The following is a 25,741-nucleotide window of genomic DNA, read 5'->3' as shown; positions in this document are numbered from 1 at the left end:
TATGAAGTTATTATTTGTTTTTTTCACAGTATTTAGCATAATGATTGTTGTAGGTGCTATTATTTACTCTGAGTTAAAAAATAAAGATCATAAAAGTCTATGCAATGATTTTTATGAAGCATACCATTACATACCTAAGGATATATTGTATTATCGTGAAGGCGGTATTTTTTTTACTTTTCAAAAAGATATCTATTTTTTAATTTCAATTATCTTTAATAAAGATAGTTTTTTTTTGAGAAATCTAGATGAGAATATATTTATCTTTATTAAAGAACAGCCAAAAGATAAAATACTTTGGATTGTAATTAAATTTTCTACTTTGGGTATAGGTATAGGTTTAATTATTATAAATTATATAATATATGAGTTTTTCTTAAAAAATCTTTAATCCTTCAACATAATCAACGAACCTAAGGATTGCAACAGATATAGGTTTATGTAGCCAGGAGTAAATATAATGAATATCATATTGGTAACATTAACTATATTATTCATAATCAGCGGGGTAATTTCTTTTTGTTATTCAATAATTAAAAACAATAGCCATAAATTATTGTGTGATGCATTCTATGAAAGGTTTGGGTTTTTACCAAGAGGAATAGTATTAGCTCAAGCTGGTGGGGTTTTCTTAACATTCCAAAAGGACTTTTATTTTTTATTTCCTCTGATTGTTAGTAAGGATAATTTCATTGTCAGAGGCATGGATTCAGAACACTATGACTTCATTAGAACACTACCCAGAGAGGTGACTTTGTGGATAAAAATAAAATTTACTTTGCTTGCTATTAGTATCATATTAATGTTAGCTACATCCGTTATTTACTACATTTTTATAAAGTATAATTGCCCTATGATTGTTGGCGCAAGTTTAGACTCTGTTGGTGGTAGTGCCGGAAGTGCATTAGGGGAATGGGGCGGAGAACAATTGTATGAAACATTCGGTAATTGACTTCATCATTATGTATCGGAATGCAATTGGTGTGGTTTTAGTTATTTTACTTATGCTGATTTTTGCTCTTTCTGTTATACATGACTTTATGACAAAACAAAAATTCACGGTTTTATGTTCTTTGTTTGTTGATAAATTCGGTGTAAAACCAACGGAGGTTTTAATTTATCAACACAGTGGCGTTTTTTTTTCGTTTATGAGAGACTCATTTTTTATAAAGGCACTCTACTTTAAAGAAAACACATTTCATACAAGAGGTATGGATATTGAGCAGGTTCGTTTTATTAAAAGTCTTCCGCCGAATTATACTAATTGGTTGAGAATAAAATTGCGATTTTCTGTTATTGGAGGTGTGTTATTTTTTATGATAATCGCTAATTTCTATTTATCACCATTACTTATAAAATAGGAAGCAATATGAATGGCTAATTAACTATTCCATTTGGCTATTTTTTGCTAATATAACAGGAATGTATGGTTGGATTAACTTAGAGCTATAATGCATTTTGAATATTTTGGTGATGAATTTTACCACCTTTTACGAACGATATTGGTGATGGTATTTATAAGGCTATAGGTAAATAAAATGAACCTTGTTTTTATGATATTAACACCTTTATGTATAATGACTATTTTTGTAGCATTTGGTTATTCTATCATAAATAATAGTAAGCATAAGTTACTGTGCGATGAGTTCTACAGGAAATTCGGTTATTTGCCTGGGGAAATAAAAATATCTCAAGCTGGCGGGGTGTTTTTTACTTTCCAAAAAGATATTTATTTCTTAAGGCCACTCATTTTCAATAAAAAAAACATTTTTGTTAGGAAAATGAATTCAGAACATTATGATTTTATAAAAAGTCAACCTAAAAATAAAATTCTTTGGGTCAAGGTGGAGTTTTCACTTTTATTAGCTGGATTTATATTGTTTCTTATGAACGCCTTTATTTACTACGGATTTATTAAGGGGTAGTCATTCATAGGTGAATAAGATGAGTGTTGTTTTTATAATATTAGGTTTGTTATGGATGTCATCAGAACTAGCCGCTATCATTTACTCAATGGTCAAGAAAAAATTATTATGCGATGCATTTTTTGAAAGGTTTTTTACCAGGAGGGATAATATTAGCTCAAGCTGGTGGGCTTTTTTTTACATTTCAAAAGGACTTTTATTTTTTTGTTTCCGTTGATTGTTAGTAAGGACAATTTCATTATCAGAGACATGGATTCAGAATACTATGACTTCATTAGAACACTCCCCAGAGAGATGATTTTGTGGATAAAAGTAAAATTTACTTTGCTCGCTATTAGTATCATATTAATGTTAGCTACATCCGTTATTTACTACATTTTTATAAAAATATAATTTCCTGTGACTGCTGACGCAAGTTTAGGTTACGTTTCTGGCAGTACTGGCGGCTCATTAGGTATGGCGTTTGTACGGTCATTTTAGGTGGTGTGACAATAGAAGTTGGCGGAGTTGGTGCTCTTACGTGCTGTGTAGTCTTAGGAGCAGGAGGTGGTTATTTGGGTGGAGAGGTAACCTCCTCATTAGGAGAATACATCGGTGAAGTTATATATGATGTTGTAGGTGATTAACATGGAGCTATTGTTTTTACATTACTAAACATAATGGTTGTTGCAGTTGTTATTATCCTGAATTAACAATAACTTTCAGGTGCTGAAGACTGCATCTTGAGGTTTCTTGAGAATATCGCGCCAGCGATGGACTATTTCCTGCTTTGGCAACGCGTAGAAGGTGGTGTTGCCTTCCACGCAGTTAAAATAACGGCTGTAATCTGCCAGATCGCGCAACCCGCCCGATGCAGCAGATTTTCATCACCTCGCGTTACAGTGCCGCCAGGATCTCGCTGGTGCTGCGCACGCGGGCAATGCGCGGGAAGATATTGTCGAAGGCAAACTGGTGCATCTCGGTGCTGTAGGTGCTGCACATGTCTTCGGCGATCACCAGTTCATAACCCAGTTCCCAGGCGTTGCGGGCGGTGGATTCCACGCCGATGTTGGTGGCAATGCCACCCAGCACGATTGACTTGATACCGCGGCGGCGCAGTTGCAGATCGAGATCGGTGCCGTAGAACGCGCCCCATTGGCGCTTGGTGATCAGGATATCGCTGTCACTCACGGCCAATTCTTCTGGGAATTGCCACCAGGAATCTGGCAGGCCGCCGACCGGTGCCGGAGAAGGTTGGTCCACCGGCTGTTTCAGCGCTTCGGCAAAAGAGTCTGACCAGCCGACGCGCACCAGGAACACCGGCGCACCCAAGGCACGGAAGCGGCCCGCTAAATGGGCGGCATGGGTGACCACCTGGTTGGCGCTGTGCGGGCCAACGGCGTAGGGCAGAATGCCATCTTGCAGATCGATAAGTACCAAGGCGGTGGATTGGGGGTCAAGTTTCAACATTGGGATCCGTCTCATAGTGGATAAAATTCATGCTGGCAGGCGCAGGGTCAATGACCGGGCAGCAAGCCGTGGCGTGAGGCTACGTGAAAAAACGGTGCTGAGTTAATGGAAAATTTGTTAACTAATGTGTTATCCCAAGCAAGGATGCCCGATTTAGCGTTGCAACAATGCGGTGTTCGCTCTTATCTGGCGCATGAATTTCCTTTATAATGACCGCCTTTTTTCACCAATCTTTAATCCAACGACCTATACCAACGGATTTCACGTTTCAGCCAAGTGGCAAGTGCTGGCTGAACGCGGGCGATCTCGCTGTGGCAGGTATAGATAACCGCCGTGCGGACAAGAGCAATAATGCAACACTCCGGCGGAGTCGGCTTAAGTCAAAAGGATAGCGTATGCGTACTGAATATTGCGGGCAGTTGAATCTGGCCCATGTTGGCCAGGAAGTCACTTTATGCGGTTGGGTCAACCGTCGTCGCGATCTGGGCGGCCTAATCTTCATTGATATGCGTGATCGCGCAGGCATTGTGCAGGTGTTTTTCGATCCGGACCAGAAAACGGCGTTCGACAAAGCGTTCGAACTGCGTAACGAGTTCTGTATCCAGATCGTCGGCACCGTCCGCGCCCGCCCGGATACTCAGATCAATAAAGATATGGTTACCGGTGAAGTTGAAGTGTTTGCTCATGGCCTGGAGATCATCAACCGCTCCGAGCCGTTGCCGCTGGATTCCAACCAGACCAACACCGAAGAAGCCCGCCTGAAATACCGTTATCTGGATCTGCGTCGCCCGGAAATGGCCGATCGTCTGAAAACCCGCGCCAAAATTACCAGCTTCGTGCGCCGTTTTATGGATAGCCACGGTTTCCTTGATATCGAAACCCCGATGCTGACCAAAGCCACGCCAGAAGGTGCGCGTGACTACTTGGTGCCGAGCCGGGTGCATAAAGGCAAGTTTTATGCGCTGCCGCAGTCCCCGCAGCTGTTCAAACAGTTGCTGATGATGTCCGGTTTCGATCGTTATTATCAGATCGTTAAATGTTTCCGCGACGAAGACCTGCGCGCCGATCGCCAGCCTGAATTCACCCAGATCGACGTAGAAACCTCCTTCATGACCGCCGATCAGGTGCGTGAGGTGATGGAGCAATTGGTGCATGAACTGTGGCTGGATGTGAAGGGTGTGGATCTGGGCAAATTCCCGATCATGACCTTCGCCGAAGCGATGCGCCGTTACGGTTCTGATAAACCCGATCTGCGTAACCCGCTGGAGCTGGTGGACGTGGCCGATCTGGTGAAAGACGTCGAGTTTAAAGTGTTCTCCGGCCCGGCGAACGATGCCAAAGGCCGCGTAGCAGCGATTTGTGTGCCGGGTGGCGCGCAGTTGACCCGCAAGCAGATCGATGAATATGGCGCTTTCGTTAACATCTACGGTGCTAAAGGTTTGGCATGGCTGAAGGTCAACGACCGTGCTGCGGGCATGGAAGGCGTACAAAGCCCGATCGCCAAATTCCTCAGTGCCGAAGTCTTGGAAGCGGTGCTGGCGCGTACCAATGCGCAAACCGGTGACATCCTGTTCTTCGGCGCAGACAGCGTCAAGATCGTCACCGATGCAATGGGCGCACTGCGCTTGAAGCTGGGCCGCGATCTGGGGCTGACCAAGCTCGACAGTTGGGCACCGCTGTGGGTGGTGGATTTCCCGATGTTCGAAGAAGATGGCGAAGGTGGCTTGGCGGCCATGCACCATCCGTTCACCGCGCCACGCGATATGAGCCCGGAAGAACTGGCTAAAGATCCGACTTCTGCCATCGCTAACGCCTACGACATGGTGTTGAACGGCTACGAAGTGGGTGGCGGTTCGGTGCGTATTCACCGCGGTGAAATGCAGCAGACGGTATTTGGCATTCTCGGCATCAACGAGCACGAACAGCGCGAGAAGTTCGGCTTCCTGCTGGATGCGTTGAAATACGGTACGCCACCGCACGCCGGTCTGGCTTTCGGCCTGGATCGTTTGGTGATGCTGCTGACCGGCACGGAAAACATCCGTGACGTGATCGCCTTCCCGAAAACCACCGCTGCGGCGTGCCTGATGACCGATGCCCCGAGCTTTGCCAACCCAGCCTCTTTGCAGGAACTGGCGATCAGCGTAGTGAAGAAAGCCTCGGCCGAGCAAGAGAGCGAGTGATGAATTACAAGCGGCCCGAGTCGATTCTGGTGGTGATTTATGCGCAATCCAGCGGACGGGTGCTGATGTTACAGCGGCGCGATGATAGCGAATTCTGGCAGTCGGTGACCGGCAGCCTGGAAGAGGGGGAGTTGCCGCCGCATGCCGCACAGCGTGAAGTCAGAGAAGAAATTGGCATTGACATCGGCGCAGAGGATTTGCCGCTGCTCGATTGCCAGCGCTGTGTGGAGTTTGAACTCTTCGTCCATTTGCGGCATCGCTATGCGCCAGGAACCACGCGTAATAAAGAGCACTGGTTTTGCCTGGCGCTGCCCGAAGAGCGTGATCCGGTATTGACCGAACATCACGCCTACCAATGGCTTGAGGCGGCAGACGCCGTTAAACTGACCAAGTCGTGGAGCAATCAGCAGGCGATTGAAGAGTTTGTGATCCATTCTATCCAGTAGTTATTTTTGGAGATATTTGTATGGCAGGTCATAGTAAATGGGCCAACACCAAACACCGCAAAGCAGCTCAAGATTCCAAACGCGGTAAGATTTTCACCAAGATTATTCGTGAGCTGGTCACCGCAGCCAAACTGGGCGGTGGCGATCCGGGGGCTAACCCGCGTCTGCGTGCGGCCGTCGATAAAGCGCTGTCCAACAACATGACGCGCGACACGCTGAACCGTGCAATTGCGCGCGGTGTGGGCGGTGATGATGATACCAATATGGAAACCATCATTTACGAAGGCTATGGCCCTGGCGGCACGGCGGTAATGATTGAATGCCTGAGTGATAACCGTAACCGTACCGTGGCAGAAGTGCGCCATGCTTTCACCAAGTGCGGTGGCAACCTCGGTACTGATGGTTCCGTTGCTTACCTGTTTACCAAAAAAGGCGTGATCACTTTCGCACCGGGTCTGGATGAAGATACGGTGATGGAAGCGGCGCTGGAAGCGGGCGCAGAAGATATTGTCACCTATGACGACGGCGTGATTGACGTTTACACCGCCTGGGAAAACCTGGGCGAAGTGAAAGATGCCTTAACCGCTGCTGGTTTTACAGCAGAAGCGGCTGAAGTTGCTATGATCCCATCGACCAAGGCCGATATGGATGCAGAAACCGCACCTAAACTGCTGCGCCTGATCGACATGCTGGAAGATTGCGACGACGTGCAGGAGGTCTACCACAACGGTGAGATCTCCGACGAGATCGCCGCTACGCTGTAATGCAAGTGAATGATGGCGTTGCCTGCCGGCAGCGCCAGGCAAGATTAAATGCAGGGTGGTGGTAGCAATGGCGATCATACTGGGCATCGATCCCGGTTCGCGCGTTACCGGTTATGGCCTGATCCGCCAACAAGGCCGCCAACTGACCTACGTTGCCAGCGGCTGTATCCGTACCGTGGTTGACGATATGCCGACGCGGTTAAAGCTGATTTATGCCGGTGTCAGCGAAATTATCACCCAGTTTCGCCCGGACTTCTTCGCCATCGAGCAGGTGTTTATGGCCAAGAACCCGGATTCCGCGCTCAAGCTGGGGCAAGCGCGCGGCGTGGCGATTGTTGCCGCTGTGAACCAGAACCTGGAAGTGTTTGAGTACGCGGCGCGTCAGGTGAAGCAGACGGTGGTGGGCACCGGCGCGGCAGAAAAATCACAGGTGCAGCACATGGTGCGTGCATTGCTGAAGCTGCCAGCCAACCCGCAGGCTGATGCCGCCGATGCGCTGGCCATCGCCATAACCCACTGCCATCTCAGCCAGAACGTGCTGCGGATGAACGAAGGGCGGTTGGATCTGGCGCGTGGTCGGTTGAAGTAAGGGTGTTAAATGTGAGACTCGGGCTGGATATTCATCCAGCCTTTTTTATGGTATAAGTTTTACAGCATTGTGTGGCAGCAAGCCACCATCAAAGGATCCATTCAGGAGGGGTAATGATAGGTCGTCTCAGAGGAATTATTCTGGAAAAGCAGCCACCGCTGGTGTTACTGGAAGCCAACGGCGTCGGTTACGAAGTGCATATGCCGATGACCTGCTTTTATGAGCTGCCGGAACTGGGGCAACAGGCGATCGTGTTTACCCAGTTTGTGGTGCGTGAAGACGCGCAATTGCTGTATGGGTTCAATGATAAACAAGAGCGTGCGCTGTTCCGCGAATTGATCAAAGTAAACGGCGTAGGGCCGAAACTGGCATTGGCGATCCTCTCTGGGATGTCTGCGCAGCAGTTTGTCAGCGCGGTGGAGCGTGAAGAGGTCACTACATTGATCAAGCTGCCGGGCGTGGGCAAGAAAACTGCCGAGCGCCTGGTGGTCGAAATGAAAGACCGCTTTAAAGGGTTGAATGGCGATCTGTTCAACAACAGCAGCGAAGTCAGCCTGCCAGCCACGGCGGCCAAAGCCGCTGAAATGGATGTTGAAGCCGAAGCGGCTTCTGCGCTGGTGGCTCTGGGCTACAAACCGCAGGAAGCCAGCCGTATGATCGGCAAAATCGCCAAGCCGGGTGCAGATTGCGAAACCTTGATCCGCGACGCGCTGCGTGCCGCACTTTAAGGCCAAAGGGGTAGAAAATGATTGAAGCAGACCGCCTGATTTCTGCCGAGCCGTTCAATGAAGAAGAAGTGCTGGATCGTGCGATCCGCCCCAAGCTGCTGACAGAGTACGTCGGCCAACCGCATGTGCGTGAGCAGATGGAAATCTTTATTCAGGCGGCAAAACAGCGCGGTGATGCCTTGGATCATTTGCTGATCTTCGGCCCGCCGGGGCTAGGTAAAACTACGCTGGCCAATATCGTCGCCAATGAGATGGGCGTTAACCTGCGCACCACCTCTGGTCCGGTGCTGGAAAAAGCTGGCGATCTGGCGGCGATGCTGACTAATCTTGAGCCGCACGATGTGCTGTTTATCGATGAAATCCACCGCCTGTCACCGGTGGTGGAAGAAGTGCTGTATCCAGCAATGGAAGATTACCAACTGGATATCATGATTGGCGAAGGCCCGGCCGCGCGTTCGATCAAGCTCGATCTGCCCCCCTTCACCTTGGTAGGTGCCACCACCCGGGCGGGCTCGCTGACGGCGCCATTGCGCGATCGTTTCGGTATCGTGCAGCGCCTGGAGTTCTATCAGGTGGCCGATCTGGAATATATTGTATCGCGTAGTGCCAACTGCCTTGGGCTGAATCTGTCTGTGGATGGTGCGCATGAGATTGCACGCCGGGCGCGCGGGACGCCGCGTATTGCCAACCGCCTGTTACGCCGGGTGCGTGACTTTGCCGAGGTGCGGGCCAACGGCGTGATTAACGGTGAAGTGGCGATGCAGGCGCTGGATATGCTCAACGTTGATGCCGAAGGTTTTGACTATATGGACCGTAAGCTGTTGCTGGCGATTATCGACAAGTTCAACGGTGGCCCGGTAGGGTTGGATAACCTGGCGGCGGCGATTGGTGAAGAGCGTGAAACGATCGAAGATGTGATCGAACCCTTCCTGATCCAGCAGGGCTTTATTCAGCGCACGCCGCGTGGCCGCATGGCGACCAATCATGCGTATAAACACTTTGGCATCGCGCGGGAAGAGAGCTAAGGGCGCAGCAATGCGCCCAGATATCGATCTTATGCCTGCTGTTTTTTCGACAGACTCAGCACAAACAGCACCGCAGCACTGAGAACCACCGAAGGCCCGGCCGGTGTATCGTAAAATGCCGAGAACGCCAGGCCGCCGGTGACCGCAATAATCCCCACCAACACGGCGTAACCGGCCATCTGCTCTGGCGTGCGGGCAAAACGGCGCGCGGTGGCCGCCGGGATGATCAGCAGCGAAGTAATGATCAGTGCGCCGACAAACTTCATCGCCAAGCCAATGGTCAAGGCGGTTACTAGCATCAGAATGGTGCGCGCCCGCGCCAGATTAACGCCGTCAACATGGGCCATTTCTGGGCTAATGGTCATCGACAACAGATCGCGCCATTGCCACCACAGCACCAGCAGCACAATCACCACGCCAGTACCAATCAGCCAGATATCACTTAGGGTGACCGACAGCAGATCTCCAAACAGGTAAGCCATCAGATCAACGCGCACGTTTGACATCAACGCCACCACCACCAGGCCGAGCGAAAGCGCGCTGTGCGCCATAATCCCGAGCAGGGTATCGATTGAAAGCTGCGGGCGGCGCTCCAGCCAGACCAACACCAGTGCCAGCAGCAGCGTGACGGCGATGACCGCATAGAACGGGTTGATATCCAGCAACAGACCAAAAGCCACGCCAAGTAACGAGGCATGCGCCAAGGTATCGCCGAAGTAAGACATCCTGCGCCAGACGACAAAAGATCCTAACGGGCCCGCCGCTGCGGCCAACAGCACCCCGGCCAGCCAGCCGGGCAATAACAGTTCAATCATGCCTCACGGCCCCCGGATTTTTTCAGCACAATTCTGCCTTGCAGGTCGTGACGGTGATTATGGTGATGGCGGTAAATCGCCAGCTGCTCGGCACCGCGGTTGCCAAACATGGCAATAAATTCCGGGTGCGTGGTGACTACTTCTGGCGTACCGGAACAACAGATGTGCTGATTCAGGCAAAGCACTTCGTCGGTTTTTGCCATTACCAGATGAAGATCATGAGACACCATCAGCACGGCGCAACCCAATTCTTGGCGCAGTTGGTCGATCAGATCGTACAGCGCCAGTTGACCGTTGACGTCAACCCCCTGAGTCGGTTCATCCAACACCAGCAGTTGTGGCTTGTTCAATAGCGCACGCGCCAGCAATACGCGCTGGTTCTCACCACCGGACAGCTTTTGCATCGGCTGATCCAGCAGATGAGCAGCATGGACGCGTTTCAGCGCTGGCAGAATATCGGCCTTCTTCACGCCGGGCTTGAGGCGCATAAAGCGGCTGACGGTCAAGGGCAGCGTGGTATCAAGGTGCAGCTTCTGTGGCACATAGCCGATACGCAGGTTGGGCTGGCACTCAAGGGTGCCCTCTGTGGGTGCGATCAGACCAAGAACCACGCGCACCAACGTAGATTTGCCCGCGCCATTGGGGCCAAGCAGCGTCAGAATACGGCCCGGTTGCAGGCTGAGCGAGATATTCGTCAGAACCCGTCGGGTACCGAATGTAACAGAAATGTTCTTTAGCGTTGTCAGTGTAGACATGTTGTGATTACATTTTGCAGAACTAACCGAATGTTATAATATCACGTTCCTTGGTTGAAAACGACGGGATTACTCATGATGATTCAGAAAAATAAATGGTTACAGCGCGCACTGCTTGCCAGCGCACTGATGATGGCAGGTCAGGCAACGGCGGCGGTAGTGACTTCGATTCGCCCATTGGGCTTTATTGCCTCGGCCATCGCTGACGGGGTAACGCCAACGGAGGTTTTATTACCCGATGGTGCATCACCCCATGATTTCGCCCTGCGCCCGTCGGATATTCAACGCCTGCGCGATGCTGAACTGGTGGTGTGGGTCGGCCCGGATATGGAAGCCTTTCTGACCAAATCGCTGACGCAGGTTGCTGCCAATAAGCAGCTATCGATCGGTGAGCTGGCCAGCGTGCAACCGCTATTGATGAAAGGCGACGACGACGATCACGACCATCAGCATGAAGCGAATGAAAGTGGCCATGACCATCATCATGGCGAATATAACATGCATCTCTGGCTGTCGCCGGAAGTGGCGAAAGTGACTGCGATCGCGATTCACGACAGATTATTGGAACTTATGCCGCAAAAGAAGGACAAATTAGACGCAAACCTGCGCCAGTTCGAGGATCAGCTAGCGCAAACCGACAAAAATCTTGTTAAGATGCTTACGCCTGTGCAAGGTAGGGGATATTTTGTTTTTCATGATGCTTATGGCTACTTTGAAAAACACTTTGGCTTGAGCCCACTGGGCCATTTTACCGTCAACCCCGAGATTCAGCCCGGAGCGCAGCGCTTACATCAAATTCGAACACAGTTGGTTGAGCAGAAAGCAGTCTGTGTTTTTGCTGAACCACAATTCAGGCCGGCCGTAATCAATGCCGTCGCCAAGGGTACCAAGGTGCGTTCTGGAACGCTGGACCCGTTAGGCAGCGGCATCGCACTGGGGAAAGACAGCTACGGGAACTTCCTGACAGCGCTGTCCAACCAGTACGTGAGCTGCCTGAAGTAAAGATCATGAGGATATTATTGAGTGCAGAAGATAGTCCGAACTATCGCTCTGGCGTATAACAACCTGCCTCGACCCCATCGCGTCATGCTGGGGTCGTTGACCGTTGTCACCTTGGCCGTCGCCGTTTGGCGGCCTTCGGTTTATCACCCAGAACATACCCCAATCGTTAAAAATGTTGAGTTAGAGTCCAATCAGGTACGCTCTCTGGCACCAGAGGCCAGCGAACCGATAGATGTTGAACAGCCAACCCCCGATGATGACATCCCGCAGGATGAGCTGGACCAGAAGGTCGCCGGTGAGGAAGGTGTGCACGAGTATGTGGTTTCTACCGGCGATACGCTGGGCAGCATTCTGACCCAGTACGGCGTCGAAATGTCGGACGTGTCGCTGCTCTCTTCGCAAAACCGCGATCTGCGTAACCTGAAGATTGGTCAGCAATTGTCATGGACGTTGAATGACGCAGGCGATCTGCAACGCTTGACCTGGGAAGTCTCGCGCCGTGAGACGCGCACCTACGAACGCGTGGGCAATAACTTCAAAGAATCTCAAGAAACCCAGAAGGGTGAATGGCGCAACAGCGTGCTGAGCGGCGAGTTGAACGGCAGCTTTGTCAGCAGCGCTTCTGGCGCTGGCCTGAACCGGGCGGAAATCAATGCGGTGACCAAAGCACTGCAATGGCAACTCGATTTCCGCAAGCTGCGCAAGGGCGATCAATTCGCCGTCTTGATGTCGCGCGAAGAGTTTGACGGCAAGAGCGAACAAAGCCAACTGCTGGGTGTGCGTATGCGCAGCGGCGGCAAAGATTATTATGCGATCCGCGCTGACGACGGCAAGTTCTACGATCGTCAGGGATCCGGTCTGGCACGTGGCTTTATGCGTTTCCCGACCATGAAACAGTTCCGCATCTCTTCCAACTTCAATCCGCGTCGCTTGAATCCGGTCACCGGGCGTGTGGCACCGCACAGAGGGGTCGATTTCTCGATGCCGGTCGGCACTCCGGTGCTGGCCGTGGGCGACGGTGAAGTGGTGGCTGCCAAATACGGCAGCGATACCGGTAACTATGTGGCCATCCGCCATGGTCGCCAATACACCACGCGCTATATGCACCTGAAGAAATCGCTGGTTAAACCGGGGCAGAAGGTCAAACGTGGCGATCGCATTGGGCTTTCTGGTAACACTGGCCGCTCTACCGGCCCACACTTGCATTATGAACTGTGGACCAACCAGCAGGCGGTGAATCCGGTGACGGCCAAGTTGCCGCGTTCCGAAGGGCTGAGTGGTAAAGACCGCAGTGATTATCTGGCGCAGGTGAAAGAAGTGGTTCCACAGCTGCAACTGGATTAACACTTTCTGCCACGTTTGATCCTACATCGGCCTGATTTCGGGCCGATGTTTTTATATTGGCGCCTGTTCGGTGTAAATTGCCTTCTGTAATGAGGGTTATGCCTGACGCGCTGAGCGAAGAGTTGTTACATGCAAAACGAAAAAAAATCGAACGTAGAGTTCATACCACAGTTCCAGAAAGCCTTCTTCCACCCGCGTTACTGGGGAGTGTGGTTGGGAACCGGGCTGATGGCCGGTGTTTCTTTGATCCCGGCGCGCATGCGCGATCCGGTATTGGGCGCTATCGGTAAACTGGCGGGGAAAGTGGCCAAAGGGGCTCGCCGCCGTGCGCGCATCAACCTGCTTTATTGCCTGCCGGAGGTGCCGGAAAATCAGCGTGAACACATTATTGATGAGATGTTCGCCACCGCACCGCAGTCAATGATCCTGATGGCTGAACTGGCCTGTACCAAACCAGAAAAAGTACTTAAGCGCGTGCGTTGGCACGGTGAAGAAGTGCTGGATAAAATTCGTCAGGAAGGCCGTAACGTGATCTTCCTGGTGCCGCACGGTTGGGCGGTGGATGTGCCAGCCATGCTGATGGCTGCGCGTGGTCAGCCGATGGCCGCCATGTTCCATAATCAGAGCAATCCGTTGGTGGATTACTTGTGGAATACCGTGCGCCGCAAATTTGGTGGCCGCATGCATGCGCGCAATGACGGCATCAAACCCTTTATCAGCTCGGTGCGGCAAGGCTATTGGGGGTACTATCTGCCGGATCAGGATCACGGTGCTGAGCACAGTGAGTTTGTCGATTTCTTTGCCACCTATAAAGCCACGCTGCCAGCCGTGGGGCGTTTGATGAAGGTGTGTCGTGCGGCGATTGTGCCGCTGTTCCCGGTGTATGACGGTAAAACCAGCATGCTGGATATCTATATTCGGGAACCGATGGACGACTTGGCAGAAGCGAACGATAACCGCATTGCCCGCCGGATGAATGAAGAGGTTGAGAATCTGGTTGGCCCGAATCCAGAACAATACACCTGGATCCTGAAACTGCTGAAAACGCGTAAAGCAGGGGAGATCGAACCTTACTCACGCGACGATTTATATCGTTAAGTGTCAGCCTGGTTTTATTTGCTGAAAGTCGAATGGGAGTTACCGTTCGGCTTTTTTGTTACTGCAATTACAAATGAACCATACAGCCTTGCTGAATCAGGCGATCGATCACCTGCGGGTAGCGGCTAAAGTCATTCCAGCGTAAATCCAGCCGACGCAGATTTTTCATTTGCGCCATGCTCGGTGGCAACTCGCTCAAGTGATTCGCGCGCAGATCCAATGATACCAGTGAGTCCAAAGTACCGAAGTCATCAGGCAGTTGGGTCAGCTTGTTGAAGCGCAGATTCAGCGTGGTCAGGCTAGGCAACTGGCAAAAGGCATCCGGCAAGCGCGAAACGGCATTGTTTTCCAGATCGAGCACCATAAGTTTGCTGAGTTGAGCGATTTCGTCGGGTAATGTTTCGATACGGTTCTTCATCAGATGTAATTCACGCAACTGGCGCAACATGCCGATCTCGGCCGGAATCGCAGAAATTTGATTGTTGTAAAGGCGAAGTTCCTGCAACGCACTCAGCGAGAATACGGCGGCCGGTATCATCGCCAGTTGATTATCGGTCAGATTCAGATAGCGCAGCGCTTGCAACTGCCGCACCGAATCAGGCAAATCGCTGAACTTATTGTCGCTCAGATACAGATAGTGTAATCCGCACAATGCTCCTATCTCTGCTGGAATGAACCGTGCCTGGTTATGGCCGAAATCAAACATCTCCAATTGCGTTAACAGCCCAATCTCCGCTGGCAGATGGGTAATGTTATTACAGGAAATGTTCAGCACTTTCAGATGGCGATGGTGGAAGATCTGCTCGGGAAAAGTGGTCAGGTAATTATTGTACAGGCTTATTTTTTGCAGAGCGGTTCCTGAGAGGTTTGCATTGTCGAGGTTTTCTAACCGCTGACCATCCAGGTCCAGCACTTCAGGGTTTTCGGGCAGTGGTTGTAGATGATGCTGATGCAGCATGAAAGAACTCCGAAGGCCGTAGAGTATTTGGCGAGCAAGAAAACAAAAGGCCAGTCAGGGTTAATCGACTGGCCTTGAAACATCTGGCGTAATTACTCTACGCGCAGGATGCGGGTGGTATTGGTGGTGCCGACGGTGCTCATGACGTCACCTTGAGTAACAAGCACCAGATCGCCGGACACCAGGAAGCCTTTGTCGCGTAAGCGAGTGATGGCGTCATTGGCAGCGGCTACGCCATCGCTGTGGCTACCAAAGTACACTGGCGTAACGCCACGGTACAGAGCGGTCAGGTTCAGCGTGTGCTCATGGCGCGACATGGCGAAGATCGGCAGGCCGGAGCTGATACGTGACATCATCAGCGCGGTACGGCCAGACTCGGTCATAGCGATAATGGCGGTAACCCCCTTCAGGTGGTTAGCCGCATACATGGTCGACATGGCAATCGCTTCTTCGACGTTGTCGAACTGCACATCCAGGCGGTGTTTGGAAACGTTGATGCTTGGGATTTTTTCAGCACCCAGGCAGACACGCGCCATCGCAGCGACGGTTTCGGCAGGATACTGGCCAGCCGCAGTTTCGGCAGACAGCATCACCGCATCGGTACCATCCAGCACGGCGTTTGCCACGTCCATCACTTCGGCACGGGTTGGCATCGGGTTGGTGATCATCGACTCCATCATCTGGGTCGCGGTGATCACCGCGCGATTCAGCGTACGGGCACGGCGGATCAGTTTCTTCTGGATACCGACCAGTTCCGGATCGCCGATTTCCACCCCTAAATCACCACGGGCAACCATCACCACGTCAGAAGCCAGGATGATATCGTCCATGGCTTCGTCGCTGGCCACCGCTTCGGCACGTTCGACTTTCGAAACGATTTTGGCGTTACAGCCTGCATCGCGCGCCAAGCGGCGAGCATAGTTCAGGTCTTCGCCGGTACGCGGGAAGGAGACGGCCAGGTAGTCGACGCCAATTTTGGCGGCGGTAATAATATCGGCCTTATCTTTCTCGGTCAGGGCTTCAGCCGACAGGCCACCGCCCAGTTTGTTGATGCCTTTATTGTTCGACAGTGGGCCGCCGACGGTCACTTCGGTGAACACTTTCATGCCCTGAACTTCAATAATCTTCAGCTGTACGCGGCCATCATCCAGCAGCAGGACATCGCCCGGCACCACGTCGGCAGGCAGGCCTTTATAGTCGATACCGACTTTTTCTTTATCGCCTTCGCCTATCGACAGGTTGGCATCAAGCAGGAATTTATCCCCGACGTTAAGGAAAATTTTGCCTTCCTTAAAGGTGGAAACACGAATTTTTGGCCCTTGAAGATCGCCTAAGATAGCGACATGACGCCCCAATTTGGCAGCAATCTCGCGCACTTTATTTGCACGAGCCTGATGGTCTTCTGCGCTGCCATGGGAAAAGTTAAGCCGAACTACGTTCGCACCGGCGGCAATGATCTTTTCCAGATTATTGTCGCGGTCGGTAGCCGGACCCAGTGTGGTAACGATTTTGGTTCTTCTGAGCCGTCTGGACATGTATTACTCCGTTGACTGGTAAAGCAAGTATTGGTGTTGCTAAACGTTAGGATAACGAAACCGGATGAGAACAGCTACTTTAGTGGGTAGACGTTTCACTCAGGCTATCCTTATGAGTGTAAAAACACGGTACAACTTTAAATTCCGCCGTTTAAATCATTACCCTGAACAGCGGTTTTCAAATCCGTTATGAATCAAAACTGTTAGGAATGACAACGTCCTTATCAAAGCGCGATTCTTTCAATGCTTCCTTGACCCGCTTCAAGTTATCTCTGAATTTAGCCCCGCGGCGCAAGGTAAATCCGGTTGCCAGCACGTCGATGAGCGTTAACTGAGCAATCCGTGACACCATCGGCATGTAGACATCGGTATCTTCCGGCACATCGAGCAGCAGGGCGAGTGTGGCTTCTTTGGCCAACGGAGTATCGTGTGAGGTGATAGCAATAACCGTTGCGTCGTTTTCACGTGCCAAGTGGGCCATTTCCACCAAGTTTTTGGTGCGCCCGGTGTGTGAGATCAATACCACCACGTCGCCTTCCGTCGAGTTCATGCAACTCATGCGCTGCATCACGATATCGTCGAAATACACCACCGGAATATTAAAGCGGAAAAACTTGTTCATCGCGTCATGCGCGACAGCAGCTGAAGCGCCTAAACCGAAGAAAGAGATTTTTTTTGCCTGGGTCAACAGGTCAACCGCACGATTAATCGCGGCAATGTCGAGATTTGCCTTTACTGTATCCAGGCTGGCCATAACGGATTCAAAGATTTTACTGGTGTAGGCATCAACGCTGTCGTTTTCTTCTACGTTACGGTTTACGTAGGGCGTGCCATTGGCCAGACTTTGTGCCAGATGCAATTTGAAATCTGGGAACCCCTTGGTATCAAGGCGGCGACAAAAACGGTTGACGGTAGGCTCACTGACATCGGCCATTTTAGCCAATGTGGCGATGCTTGAGTGAATGGCGGTTTGCGGGGAGGCGAGGATCACCTCGGCGACTTTCCTTTCAGATTTGCTCAGGATCTCCAGATGGCTCTGGATTTTTTCCAGCGTATTCATATAGCGAGAGTCACTCATAGGGTATGTCGATTTCATTCAAAGGAGAAATCAATGCCAGTTTGGTGAAAATATACTACGTGCTGGTAACCGTTGGCAGTCTCGACCAGGGATAAACTGGCTTTTTTCACCAGAACATGACCTGTGTCTAACTTTCATAATGGTAAAAGAGCGTCAAAAAAGACAGAAAATTACAGTTTTTCCTTCTGCCAGCGGTGTTAGCGCTGTGCCGGGGTTAACACGCAGTTTCTGAGGTTTTTTTCTGCTTTTTATCTGGGTTTACTGGCTGTAGTCAAAAAGAGTACATTAGTAATGTAAGAAAATTACAGATATCCTGCAACGAGGAGATGAACATGGCGGTAACCTCTACAGCCCAGGCATGCGACCTGGTTATTTTCGGCGCGAAAGGCGATTTGGCGCGTCGTAAACTGCTGCCTTCCCTGTACCAATTAGAGAAAGCCGGTCACATCCACCCGGATACCCGTATTATCGGTGTCGGTCGTGCCGAGTGGGATAAAGAAGCCTATACCAAGGTGGTCAAGGAAGCGCTTGGCACCTTTATGAAAGAAGAGCTGAACGATGAGCTGTGGGCCACGCTGAGTGCCCGTCTGGATTTCTGCAACCTGGACGTGAATGACAGCAAACACTTTGCCAATCTAGGCAAGATGCTGGACCAAAAAAATCGTACCACCATTAACTATTTTGCCATGCCGCCAAGCACTTTCGGTGCTATCTGCAAAGGGTTGGGCGAAGCCAAATTGAATAAAGAACCCGCGCGCGTGGTGATGGAAAAACCGCTGGGTACCGATCTGGCCTCTTCCCGCGTGATCAACGATCAGGTGGCGGAATATTTTAACGAATGCCAGGTCTACCGCATCGACCATTATCTGGGCAAAGAAACGGTACTGAACCTGTTGGCACTGCGTTTTGCCAACTCCTTGTTCGCCTCTAACTGGGATAACCGCACCATCGATCACGTGCAGATTACGGTGGCAGAAGAGGTGGGGATTGAAGGGCGCTGGGGTTATTTCGATCAGGCCGGCCAGATGCGCGACATGATCCAGAATCACTTGCTGCAGATCCTGACCATGATTGCCATGTCACCACCGGCGGATTTGACCACCGATCGCATTCGTGACGAGAAAGTGAAAGTGCTGCGCTCGCTGCGCCGTATCAATCAGACCAATGTGCGGGAAACCACCGTGCGTGGTCAGTACACCGCGGGCTTTGTGCAGGGCAGAAAAGTGCCGGGTTATCTGGAAGAGGAAGGTGCCAACAAGAGCAGTAATACCGAAACCTTCGTTTCCATCCGGGTGGATATCGACAATTGGCAATGGGCCGGTGTGCCGTTCTATCTGCGTACCGGTAAGCGTTTGCCAACCAAATGCTCGGAAGTGGTGGTGTACTTCAAGAACCCACCGCTGAACCTGTTCCGTGATTCGTACCAACAGTTGCCGCAGAACAAGTTGACGATCCGTTTGCAGCCGGATGAAGGAATCGAAATCCAGGTGCTGAATAAGGTGCCGGGTCTGGATCACAAACACCGCCTGCAAACCACCAAATTGGATCTGAGCTTCTCGGAAACCTTTAACCAGGAGCACGTAGCGGACGCCTACGAGCGCCTGCTGCTGGAAACTATGCGCGGTATCCAGGCGCTGTTCGTGCGCCGTGATGAGGTGGAAGAAGCCTGGAAGTGGGTTGACTCCATCATGGACGCGTGGAAAGCGGATAACGAAGCACCCAAACCTTACCAGTCCGGTACTTGGGGCCCAGTGGCCTCCGTGGCGATGATCACCCGTGATGGCCGTTCCTGGAATGAGTTCGAGTAAAGACTCTGCCGGCAGTTGCTCTGCCGGTTTTTTTACCCGCTTCAGGCGGGCTAGCGGTACGGTCGGAATCCGCAGTGATGCGGAGCCCTGTGGCAGGGGCGTGCCATACACAAACCGAAAGTAGTGGAGATAACGACGATGAAAAACTGGAAAACCAGCGCAGAACAGATCCTGACGGCAGGCCCAGTCGTTCCGGTTATTGTGATCAACAAACTGGAACATGCGGTGCCGCTGGCTAAAGCGCTGGTTGCGGGTGGCGTGCGCGTACTGGAAGTGACGTTGCGCACGGCCTGCGCGATGGATGCAATCCGTGCGATCGCCAAAGAAGTCCCGGACGCCATTATCGGTGCGGGAACGGTGATTAACACTCAGCAATTGCATGAAGTGACCGAAGCCGGTGCGCAATTTGCTATCAGCCCAGGCCTGACCGACAGCCTGCTGAAAGCAGCAACCGCAGGCAGTATTCCGTTGATCCCAGGTATCAGCACGGTTTCTGAACTGATGCTGGGTATGGATCACGGCCTGCGCGAGTTCAAGTTCTTCCCGGCTGAAGCTAATGGCGGTGTTAAAGCGCTGCAAGCGATCGGCGGCCCGTTCCCGCAGATTCGTTTCTGCCCAACCGGCGGGATCACACCAAATAACTATCGTGATTACCTGGCACTGAAAAGCGTGCTGTGTATCGGTGGTTCCTGGTTGGTACCAGCCGACGCACTGGAAACAGGCGACTACGCCCGCATCACCGAATTGGCGCGTGAAGCCGTTAAAGGCGCTAGCGCCTAAGCACCTTTTTCAGGCCGCTAACCTCTGCAAAGCTCGGTGTCATACCGGGCTTTTTTAATTTTTAAAAACATTAACATTCTTATTTTTAAACCGTTTTTAACTGCATTTTGTGAAAACGGCGGTTTGCTTTATCATTTTTGCTGTGGTAAAACTAAAGCAGTTGAAAATATTATATTCATGAGGATATTGGGCAAATCGCACGGTGTGCGGCTGAAGATATAGAATAATTATGATGATACTTAATGGAATTACCCTCAGAACTTCTACTTGCCAACTTTTCCTTTCTGCTATCCTTGCCAGTGAGCATCACTGGTGCAGCGAGCTATAGCGTCTTTCTCCTTTAACCGGTGCTAATGACAGGTTTTATTCCTGCTCATTTGGCGTAACCGGGCCAATGTTCTTACAGCATTCGGGTAGGTTTATCCCCAGGGATCTCTGCGTCTCAAGCGCCGCCGTGCGCCGGTTTGACGAGATTAATCGGGATAAATACGCCTTAGCGTGCGTTATTCGCCGTTTGGGAGAAAAATGATGATTTATTGGATATTTTTAGGCTTTGCCATCGTTGCTGAAATTATCGGTACCCTGTCCATGAAATACGCCAGCGTTAGCGGGGGCATGACCGGGCATATTGTGATGTATGTGATGATTACCGGTTCCTATGTGATGCTGTCGTTAGCGGTAAAACGCGTGGCGCTGGGCGTGGCTTATGCGTTGTGGGAAGGGATCGGCATTCTGTTTATTACCCTGTTCAGCGTGATGCTGTTTGATGAACCGATTTCTGCGCTGAAAGTGCTGGGGTTAGTGACATTGATCGCCGGGATCCTGCTGGTGAAATCTGGCACCCGCAAAGCACGAAAACAGGTCAGCCCTCGAGGTGATAACCATGCAACAGCTTGAGTGGTATCACATAGGGTTCCTGGCATTGGCCATCGTGCTTGAGATTATCGCTAACATCTTTCTGAAAATGTCAGACGGTTTCAGTAAAGTTTGGCTGGGGCTGTTATCACTATTGACAGTACTAGGGGCGTTCAGTGCGCTGGCGCAGGCAGTTAAGGGAATCGACCTGTCGGTGGCCTATGCGCTGTGGGGTGGTTTCGGTATCGCCGCCACGATCGCCGCAGGCTGGATCTTGTTCGGGCAGCGCTTAAATACTAAAGGCTGGATTGGCCTGGTGTTGCTGCTGGTAGGTATGGTGATGATCAAACTGGCCTGAAACAGAAAACCGCAGGTTTGTCGCCTGCGGTGAGGTTGATGACAACGTGGTTTTTAAGCCCGAGATACTCGGGCCTAGAGCACCGAGGGGCGCTCCGGCGGCTTACGCCGCTACGACCCCTTCGGCACGCTCTCCCTAATATCTGGCTTTGTCAGCTGTCTGACCGCAGGTTTGTCGCCTGCGGTTTTCTTTTACAGTGCCGCGATAATCTTGATTTCGACTTTGAATTTCGGATTCATCAGCTTGGCCTGCACGGTGCAGCGCACCGGCGCGCTGCCAGCCACCACCCAGGCATCCCAGGCGGCATTCATGGCGGCAAAGTCATCGCCGTCAGCCAGGAAGATGGTCGCATCTAATACCCGGCTCTTGTCCGACCCCACGCGAGTCAGCAAGATATCAATAGCGGCCAGTGCGTTGGCGGTTTGTGCCGTGGCGTCCTCATCGAGGTTTTCCGGCACGCTGGTGTAATAAATGGTGTCATTGTGGATCACGGCTTCAGACCAGCGATGTGCTGGATCAATACGTTCGATATTCATTCAATTATCTCCCTATCATCAACCGCATAAGGGTAACATAGCCATCGCAGGATGTGTGCTGCAATAAAGTCGACGGTAGCAGCTTAGCAGGCTTGGCAAGTACCCAAAGTACTTGGAGTTGTAGCTAGGCGGCAAGGGCGTGAGTCCCCAGGAGCATAGATAACTATGTGACTGGGGTGAACACCCGCAGCCAACAACGCTGCAACTTCAAGTAATAAGGGTATAATCACCGCTGAATAATACCGACAGAGAGATAGCGTGGCAGACGATTTCGCACCAGAAGGCGCCTTGGCGCAGGCAATTAAAGGTTTCAAACCCCGTGAACCGCAGCGCTTGATGGCCGAAGCGGTGACAGAAGCGATCAATTTCAAACAGGAACTGGTGGTTGAAGCGGGCACCGGTACCGGCAAAACCTATGCCTATCTGGCTCCGGCGCTGCGCTCCAAGCGCAAGGTGATTATTTCCACCGGCTCCAAAGCGTTGCAGGATCAGCTCTATGCGCGCGATCTTCCTACCGTCGCCAAGGCATTAAAATACAAAGGCAAGTTGGCGCTGCTGAAAGGGCGTTCCAACTACCTGTGCCTGGAGCGCCTCGAACAGCAGTCGATGGCCGGTGGTGAACTGGCGGGGCAAACGCTGGTGGATCTGGTGCGCTTGCGCAGTTGGTCGTCACAAACGGAAGAAGGGGACATCAGCTCCTGTAGCGACGTGGCGGAAGACAGTTTCGTCTGGCCGTTGGTGACCAGCACCAACGATAACTGCCTGGGCAGCGATTGCCCGTTGTATAAAGAGTGCTTTGTGGTCAAGGCGCGCCGCCGCGCGATGGATGCCGATGTGGTGGTGGTGAACCACCATCTGTTCTTGGCGGATATGGTGGTCAAAGAGGGCGGGTTTGCCGAACTGATCCCGGAAGCGGACGTGATGATTTTCGACGAAGCGCATCAGATCCCGGATATCGCCAGCCAGTATTTTGGCAAGCAACTCACCAGCCGCCAACTGCTGGATCTGGCGAAAGATATCACCATCGCTTACCGCACCGAAGTGCGTGATACGGCGCAGTTGCAAAAAAGTGCCGATCGCCTCAGCCAAAGCACTCAGGATTTTCGCCTGGCGCTAGGGGAACCGGGTTTTCGCGGTAATCTGCGCGAAGTGCTGGCACAACCGAACGTTCAGCGGGCGCTGGTGTTGCTCGATGACGCATTGGAACTCTGTTACGACGTGGTCAAACTTTCCCTAGGTCGTTCGGCGTTGCTGGATGCCGCGTTTGAGCGCGCGACGCAGTATCGTACCCGGCTCAAACGGCTGAAAGAGGTCAACGAACCAGGATTCAGCTACTGGTATGAATGCAATTCGCGCCATTTTGTGCTGGCGCTGACCCCGTTGACGGTGGCCGAACGTTTTCGTGAAATGCTCGACGAGAAGCCGGGCAGCTGGATCTTTACCTCGGCAACGCTGTCGGTTAACGAGCAGATGGGCCATTTCACCGAGCGTCTGGGGTTGAATAAAGCCAAAACGCTGCTGCTAGCCAGCCCGTTTGATTATGCTAATCAGGCGTTGCTGTGCGTGCCGCGTTTCCTGCCTTCACCCAATCAGCCCGGCGGTGCCCGCCAATTGGCGCGTATGCTGCGGCCTTTGATCGAAGCCAATCAGGGGCGCTGTTTCTTCCTTTGCACCTCGCACCAGATGATGCGCGAACTGGCAGAGGAGTTCCGTGCCACGCTGACGTTGCCGGTGCTGTTGCAAGGGGAAACCAGTAAGGGCCAACTGTTGGCGCAGTTTGTCGAAGCGGGCAATGCGCTATTGGTGGCCACCAGCAGCTTCTGGGAAGGGGTGGACGTACGGGGTGATGCGCTTTCCTGTGTGATTATCGATAAACTGCCGTTTACCTCGCCTGACGATCCGCTGCTGAAAGCGCGCCTTGAGGATTGCCGCCTGCGCGGTGGCGATCCGTTTAACGATGTGCAACTACCGGATGCGGTGATTACCCTGAAACAGGGCGTTGGCCGCTTGATTCGCGATACTGACGATCGGGGCGTGCTGGTGATTTGTGACAACCGTTTGGTGATGCGCCCCTATGGCGAGGTGTTCCTCAACAGCTTGCCGCCGACACCGCGTACCCGCGATCTGGCACAGGCAATCGCCTTTCTCAAGGCGAAATGCTAGCGGATAGGCGCGACTTCAGGGCTGTGCTACAATGCGCGCCCTGTATGAAACCACTGACTTTTCCCGCCTGAGGTTTGGCATGTCCACGCGAATTTTAGCGATCGATACGGCGACGGAAGCATGTTCTGTCGCTATCTGGAATCAAGGCGAAATCCACGCCCTGTTCGAACTGTGTCCACGCGAACACACTCAGCGTATTTTACCCTTAGTGCAACAAGTGCTGGCCGAAGCCGGATTAACCTTGGCTCAGCTTGATGCGCTGGCCTTTGGCCGTGGGCCGGGCAGCTTTACCGGTGTGCGTATTGGCATTGGTATCGCCCAAGGGTTGGCGCTGGGTGCCGATCTCCCCATGCTCGGGATCTCTACCTTGCAAACCATGGCGCAAGGCGCTTGGCGTATGACCGGTGCACAGCGCGTGCTGGCGGCGATCGACGCACGCATGGGCGAAGTTTACTGGGGCCAGTTCGAGCGCCAGCATGATGGTCGCTGGTTGGAGAGCGAAGGTGAAGCGGTGCTGTCGCCGCCGCAGGTGCTGGAGCGTGCCCAACGCTTGCAGGGCAACTGGGCCTATGCGGGCACCGGTTGGCAAACCTACCCGGACCTGGTTGCTGGCACTTCTCTCAAGCTGACTGATGGGCAAATGCTGTTGCCGCAGGCCGAAGACATGTTGCCATTGGCGTTGCAAGTCTGGCAGCAGGGGCTGGCGGTGAGCGTCGAAAACGCTGAACCCACCTATCTGCGCAATGAAGTCACCTGGAAGAAACTGCCGGGCCGCGAATAATTACACTATTATTATTATGTTGTCATTGATGTCGGAAATACGCCCGCCTGCAACTTGCGCTAAGGAATGCGGTCGAAGTTACAGCCAATTCAGGAGATTGCGACGATGCTGACCCGCACTTTGAGTAAAAAACGATTAACTCTGGCGATTGCCAGCAGTGTGTTGGCGCTCTCCGGTTGCGTCACTATTCCGGATGCTCTTCAGGGAACCAGTGCTACGCCAGTGGATCAACTGTCTACGGTGCAAAATGCACCGCATTTGTTTACCGGTGTCGAGGCGCGTTTTGGCGGCACGGTAGTTGCCATGACCAACGAACAGGGTCGTACGGTGTTGGAGATCGCTGCGGTGCCGTTGGATGCCGGTGCTCGCCCTATTTTGGGGGAACCTTCGCAGGGGCGGTTGCTGGCTTCGGTTAACGGCTTCCTTGATCCGGTCGATTTCAATCGGCAGTTGATCACGGTAGTGGGGCCGATTACCGGTGTCCGCGAAGGCAAAATCGGTATGACGCCATACCGGTTTGTCACCATGAATGCCACCGGTTTCAAGCGCTGGCGCATTGCTCAGCAGATTGTGATGCCCCCGCAACCGATGGGGCCATGGGGACCTTGGGGGCCGCGTCATGACCCTTGGGGGCCAGGTTGGGGAGGCGGACCAGGATGGTACAATCCTGGCCCAGCCCGGATACAGACCTTGGTTGTCCCGTAAGTTTGTTCATTCTGATAGGCGGCTTAATAGCCGCCTTATTCTTTTTTGCGCAAGAGCGCGTTAG

Annotated in this window: 26 protein-coding genes and 1 pseudogene; 19 read left to right on the top strand and 8 right to left on the bottom strand. The window is 52.1% G+C overall.

The window, feature by feature from the left end; translation table 11 throughout:
- Position 1 precedes the first annotated feature (1 nt).
- The 3 genes from ACX9GT_RS14075 (at position 2) to ACX9GT_RS14065 (ending at position 1,361) form a co-directional block, all read left to right on the top strand.
- Complete coding sequence (locus ACX9GT_RS14075; protein WP_473187371.1) at positions 2-391, top strand: hypothetical protein; 390 nt, start codon at positions 2-4, stop codon at positions 389-391.
- Between the two features lie 69 nt (positions 392-460).
- Complete coding sequence (locus ACX9GT_RS14070) at positions 461-952, top strand: hypothetical protein (protein WP_473187370.1); 492 nt, start codon at positions 461-463, stop codon at positions 950-952.
- Positions 933-1,361, top strand: coding sequence for a hypothetical protein (locus ACX9GT_RS14065; protein ID WP_473187369.1), 429 nt, complete (start codon positions 933-935; stop codon positions 1,359-1,361). Before ACX9GT_RS14070 ends, ACX9GT_RS14065 begins: the two co-directional genes overlap by 20 nt.
- Positions 1,362-2,662: 1,301 nt before the next feature.
- Here the strand turns inward: ACX9GT_RS14065 and ACX9GT_RS14060 are convergent.
- Together ACX9GT_RS14060 and ACX9GT_RS14055 are read right to left on the bottom strand one after the other, a co-directional pair.
- A pseudogene (locus ACX9GT_RS14060) lies at positions 2,663-2,767 on the bottom strand (DUF72 domain-containing protein); the annotation flags it as partial.
- 34 nt (positions 2,768-2,801) lie between these two features.
- The gene (locus ACX9GT_RS14055; RefSeq protein WP_473187368.1) at positions 2,802-3,374 is read right to left on the bottom strand and encodes a hydrolase; all 573 of its coding nucleotides are present in this window, start codon (positions 3,372-3,374) and stop codon (positions 2,802-2,804) included.
- Between the two features lie 395 nt (positions 3,375-3,769).
- On the opposite strand from ACX9GT_RS14055, the gene aspS reads away from it, so the two are divergent.
- The 6 genes from aspS to ruvB all read left to right on the top strand — a co-directional run bounded on the left by aspS (position 3,770) and on the right by ruvB (position 9,106).
- On the top strand, positions 3,770-5,554 hold the full coding sequence (gene aspS / locus ACX9GT_RS14050; protein WP_473187367.1) for an aspartate--tRNA ligase: 1,785 nt from the start codon (positions 3,770-3,772) through the stop codon (positions 5,552-5,554).
- On the top strand, positions 5,554-6,000 hold the full coding sequence (gene nudB / locus ACX9GT_RS14045) for a dihydroneopterin triphosphate diphosphatase (protein WP_473187366.1): 447 nt from the start codon (positions 5,554-5,556) through the stop codon (positions 5,998-6,000). The genes aspS and nudB overlap by 1 nt, the downstream gene beginning before the upstream one ends.
- Positions 6,001-6,020: 20 nt before the next feature.
- Positions 6,021-6,764 (top strand): YebC/PmpR family DNA-binding transcriptional regulator, encoded by a 744-nt coding sequence (locus ACX9GT_RS14040; RefSeq protein ID WP_473187365.1) that lies wholly within the window; start codon positions 6,021-6,023, stop codon positions 6,762-6,764.
- A gap of 67 nt (positions 6,765-6,831) precedes the next feature.
- Positions 6,832-7,353: a crossover junction endodeoxyribonuclease RuvC gene (ruvC, locus tag ACX9GT_RS14035; protein ID WP_473187364.1), complete on the top strand. Its 522-nt coding sequence runs from the start codon at positions 6,832-6,834 to the stop codon at positions 7,351-7,353.
- A gap of 113 nt (positions 7,354-7,466) precedes the next feature.
- Positions 7,467-8,081: a Holliday junction branch migration protein RuvA gene (gene ruvA, locus ACX9GT_RS14030; protein ID WP_473187363.1), complete on the top strand. Its 615-nt coding sequence runs from the start codon at positions 7,467-7,469 to the stop codon at positions 8,079-8,081.
- A 17-nt stretch (positions 8,082-8,098) separates the two neighbouring features.
- A complete protein-coding gene (ruvB, locus tag ACX9GT_RS14025; RefSeq protein ID WP_473187362.1) occupies positions 8,099-9,106 on the top strand; it encodes a Holliday junction branch migration DNA helicase RuvB in 1,008 nt (335 codons plus the stop codon).
- Between the two features lie 29 nt (positions 9,107-9,135).
- Here the strand turns inward: ruvB and znuB are convergent, their stop codons facing one another.
- Complete coding sequence (gene znuB, locus ACX9GT_RS14020) at positions 9,136-9,921, bottom strand: zinc ABC transporter permease subunit ZnuB (RefSeq protein ID WP_473187361.1); 786 nt, start codon at positions 9,919-9,921, stop codon at positions 9,136-9,138.
- Complete coding sequence (gene znuC, locus ACX9GT_RS14015) at positions 9,918-10,676, bottom strand: zinc ABC transporter ATP-binding protein ZnuC (protein ID WP_473187360.1); 759 nt, start codon at positions 10,674-10,676, stop codon at positions 9,918-9,920. Before znuC ends, znuB begins: the two co-directional genes overlap by 4 nt.
- A gap of 78 nt (positions 10,677-10,754) precedes the next feature.
- On the opposite strand from znuC, the gene znuA reads away from it, so the two are divergent.
- The 3 genes from znuA to lpxM all read left to right on the top strand — a co-directional run bounded on the left by znuA (position 10,755) and on the right by lpxM (position 14,120).
- Positions 10,755-11,678: a zinc ABC transporter substrate-binding protein ZnuA gene (znuA, locus tag ACX9GT_RS14010; RefSeq protein WP_473191591.1), complete on the top strand. Its 924-nt coding sequence runs from the start codon at positions 10,755-10,757 to the stop codon at positions 11,676-11,678.
- 21 nt (positions 11,679-11,699) lie between these two features.
- A complete protein-coding gene (gene mepM, locus ACX9GT_RS14005; RefSeq protein WP_473187359.1) occupies positions 11,700-13,022 on the top strand; it encodes a murein DD-endopeptidase MepM in 1,323 nt (440 codons plus the stop codon).
- 129 nt (positions 13,023-13,151) lie between these two features.
- Positions 13,152-14,120 (top strand): lauroyl-Kdo(2)-lipid IV(A) myristoyltransferase, encoded by a 969-nt coding sequence (gene lpxM / locus ACX9GT_RS14000; protein WP_473187358.1) that lies wholly within the window; start codon positions 13,152-13,154, stop codon positions 14,118-14,120.
- 67 nt (positions 14,121-14,187) lie between these two features.
- Here lpxM and ACX9GT_RS13995 read toward each other — a convergent pair whose 3' ends face one another.
- The 3 genes from ACX9GT_RS13995 to ACX9GT_RS13985 form a co-directional block, all read right to left on the bottom strand.
- The gene (locus ACX9GT_RS13995; RefSeq protein WP_473187357.1) at positions 14,188-15,078 is read right to left on the bottom strand and encodes a leucine-rich repeat domain-containing protein; all 891 of its coding nucleotides are present in this window, start codon (positions 15,076-15,078) and stop codon (positions 14,188-14,190) included.
- Between the two features lie 92 nt (positions 15,079-15,170).
- Positions 15,171-16,613 (bottom strand): pyruvate kinase, encoded by a 1,443-nt coding sequence (gene pyk / locus ACX9GT_RS13990; RefSeq protein ID WP_473187356.1) that lies wholly within the window; start codon positions 16,611-16,613, stop codon positions 15,171-15,173.
- Positions 16,614-16,800: 187 nt separating this feature from the next.
- Entirely contained in the window at positions 16,801-17,709 is a 909-nt protein-coding gene (locus ACX9GT_RS13985) for a MurR/RpiR family transcriptional regulator (RefSeq protein WP_473187355.1), read from the bottom strand.
- A gap of 314 nt (positions 17,710-18,023) precedes the next feature.
- Between ACX9GT_RS13985 and zwf the strand changes: the two genes are divergently transcribed.
- The 4 genes from zwf (at position 18,024) to mdtI (ending at position 21,492) form a co-directional block, all read left to right on the top strand.
- Positions 18,024-19,499: a glucose-6-phosphate dehydrogenase gene (gene zwf / locus ACX9GT_RS13980; RefSeq protein WP_473187354.1), complete on the top strand. Its 1,476-nt coding sequence runs from the start codon at positions 18,024-18,026 to the stop codon at positions 19,497-19,499.
- 138 nt (positions 19,500-19,637) lie between these two features.
- A complete protein-coding gene (locus tag ACX9GT_RS13975) occupies positions 19,638-20,279 on the top strand; it encodes a bifunctional 4-hydroxy-2-oxoglutarate aldolase/2-dehydro-3-deoxy-phosphogluconate aldolase (RefSeq protein WP_473187353.1) in 642 nt (213 codons plus the stop codon).
- A gap of 528 nt (positions 20,280-20,807) precedes the next feature.
- Entirely contained in the window at positions 20,808-21,176 is a 369-nt protein-coding gene (gene mdtJ, locus ACX9GT_RS13970; RefSeq protein ID WP_459402780.1) for a multidrug/spermidine efflux SMR transporter subunit MdtJ, read from the top strand.
- Positions 21,163-21,492 (top strand): multidrug/spermidine efflux SMR transporter subunit MdtI, encoded by a 330-nt coding sequence (mdtI, locus tag ACX9GT_RS13965; RefSeq protein WP_473187352.1) that lies wholly within the window; start codon positions 21,163-21,165, stop codon positions 21,490-21,492. Before mdtJ ends, mdtI begins: the two co-directional genes overlap by 14 nt.
- Positions 21,493-21,683: 191 nt before the next feature.
- Here the strand turns inward: mdtI and ACX9GT_RS13960 are convergent, their stop codons facing one another.
- Positions 21,684-22,028, bottom strand: coding sequence for a RidA family protein (locus tag ACX9GT_RS13960; protein WP_473187351.1), 345 nt, complete (start codon positions 22,026-22,028; stop codon positions 21,684-21,686).
- A 258-nt stretch (positions 22,029-22,286) separates the two neighbouring features.
- On the opposite strand from ACX9GT_RS13960, the gene ACX9GT_RS13955 reads away from it, so the two are divergent.
- From ACX9GT_RS13955 to ACX9GT_RS13945, 3 genes are all read left to right on the top strand, one after another.
- Positions 22,287-24,191, top strand: a complete 1,905-nt coding sequence (locus ACX9GT_RS13955; RefSeq protein WP_473187350.1) for an ATP-dependent DNA helicase — start codon at positions 22,287-22,289, stop codon at positions 24,189-24,191.
- A gap of 79 nt (positions 24,192-24,270) precedes the next feature.
- Entirely contained in the window at positions 24,271-24,972 is a 702-nt protein-coding gene (gene tsaB / locus ACX9GT_RS13950; protein WP_473187349.1) for a tRNA (adenosine(37)-N6)-threonylcarbamoyltransferase complex dimerization subunit type 1 TsaB, read from the top strand.
- Between the two features lie 105 nt (positions 24,973-25,077).
- Complete coding sequence (locus ACX9GT_RS13945; protein ID WP_473187348.1) at positions 25,078-25,677, top strand: Slp family lipoprotein; 600 nt, start codon at positions 25,078-25,080, stop codon at positions 25,675-25,677.
- Positions 25,678-25,741 lie beyond the last annotated feature (64 nt).

Source organism: Serratia sp. YWN4 (assembly GCF_055790845.1).
This window is presented reverse-complemented; position numbering and strand designations above follow the sequence as displayed.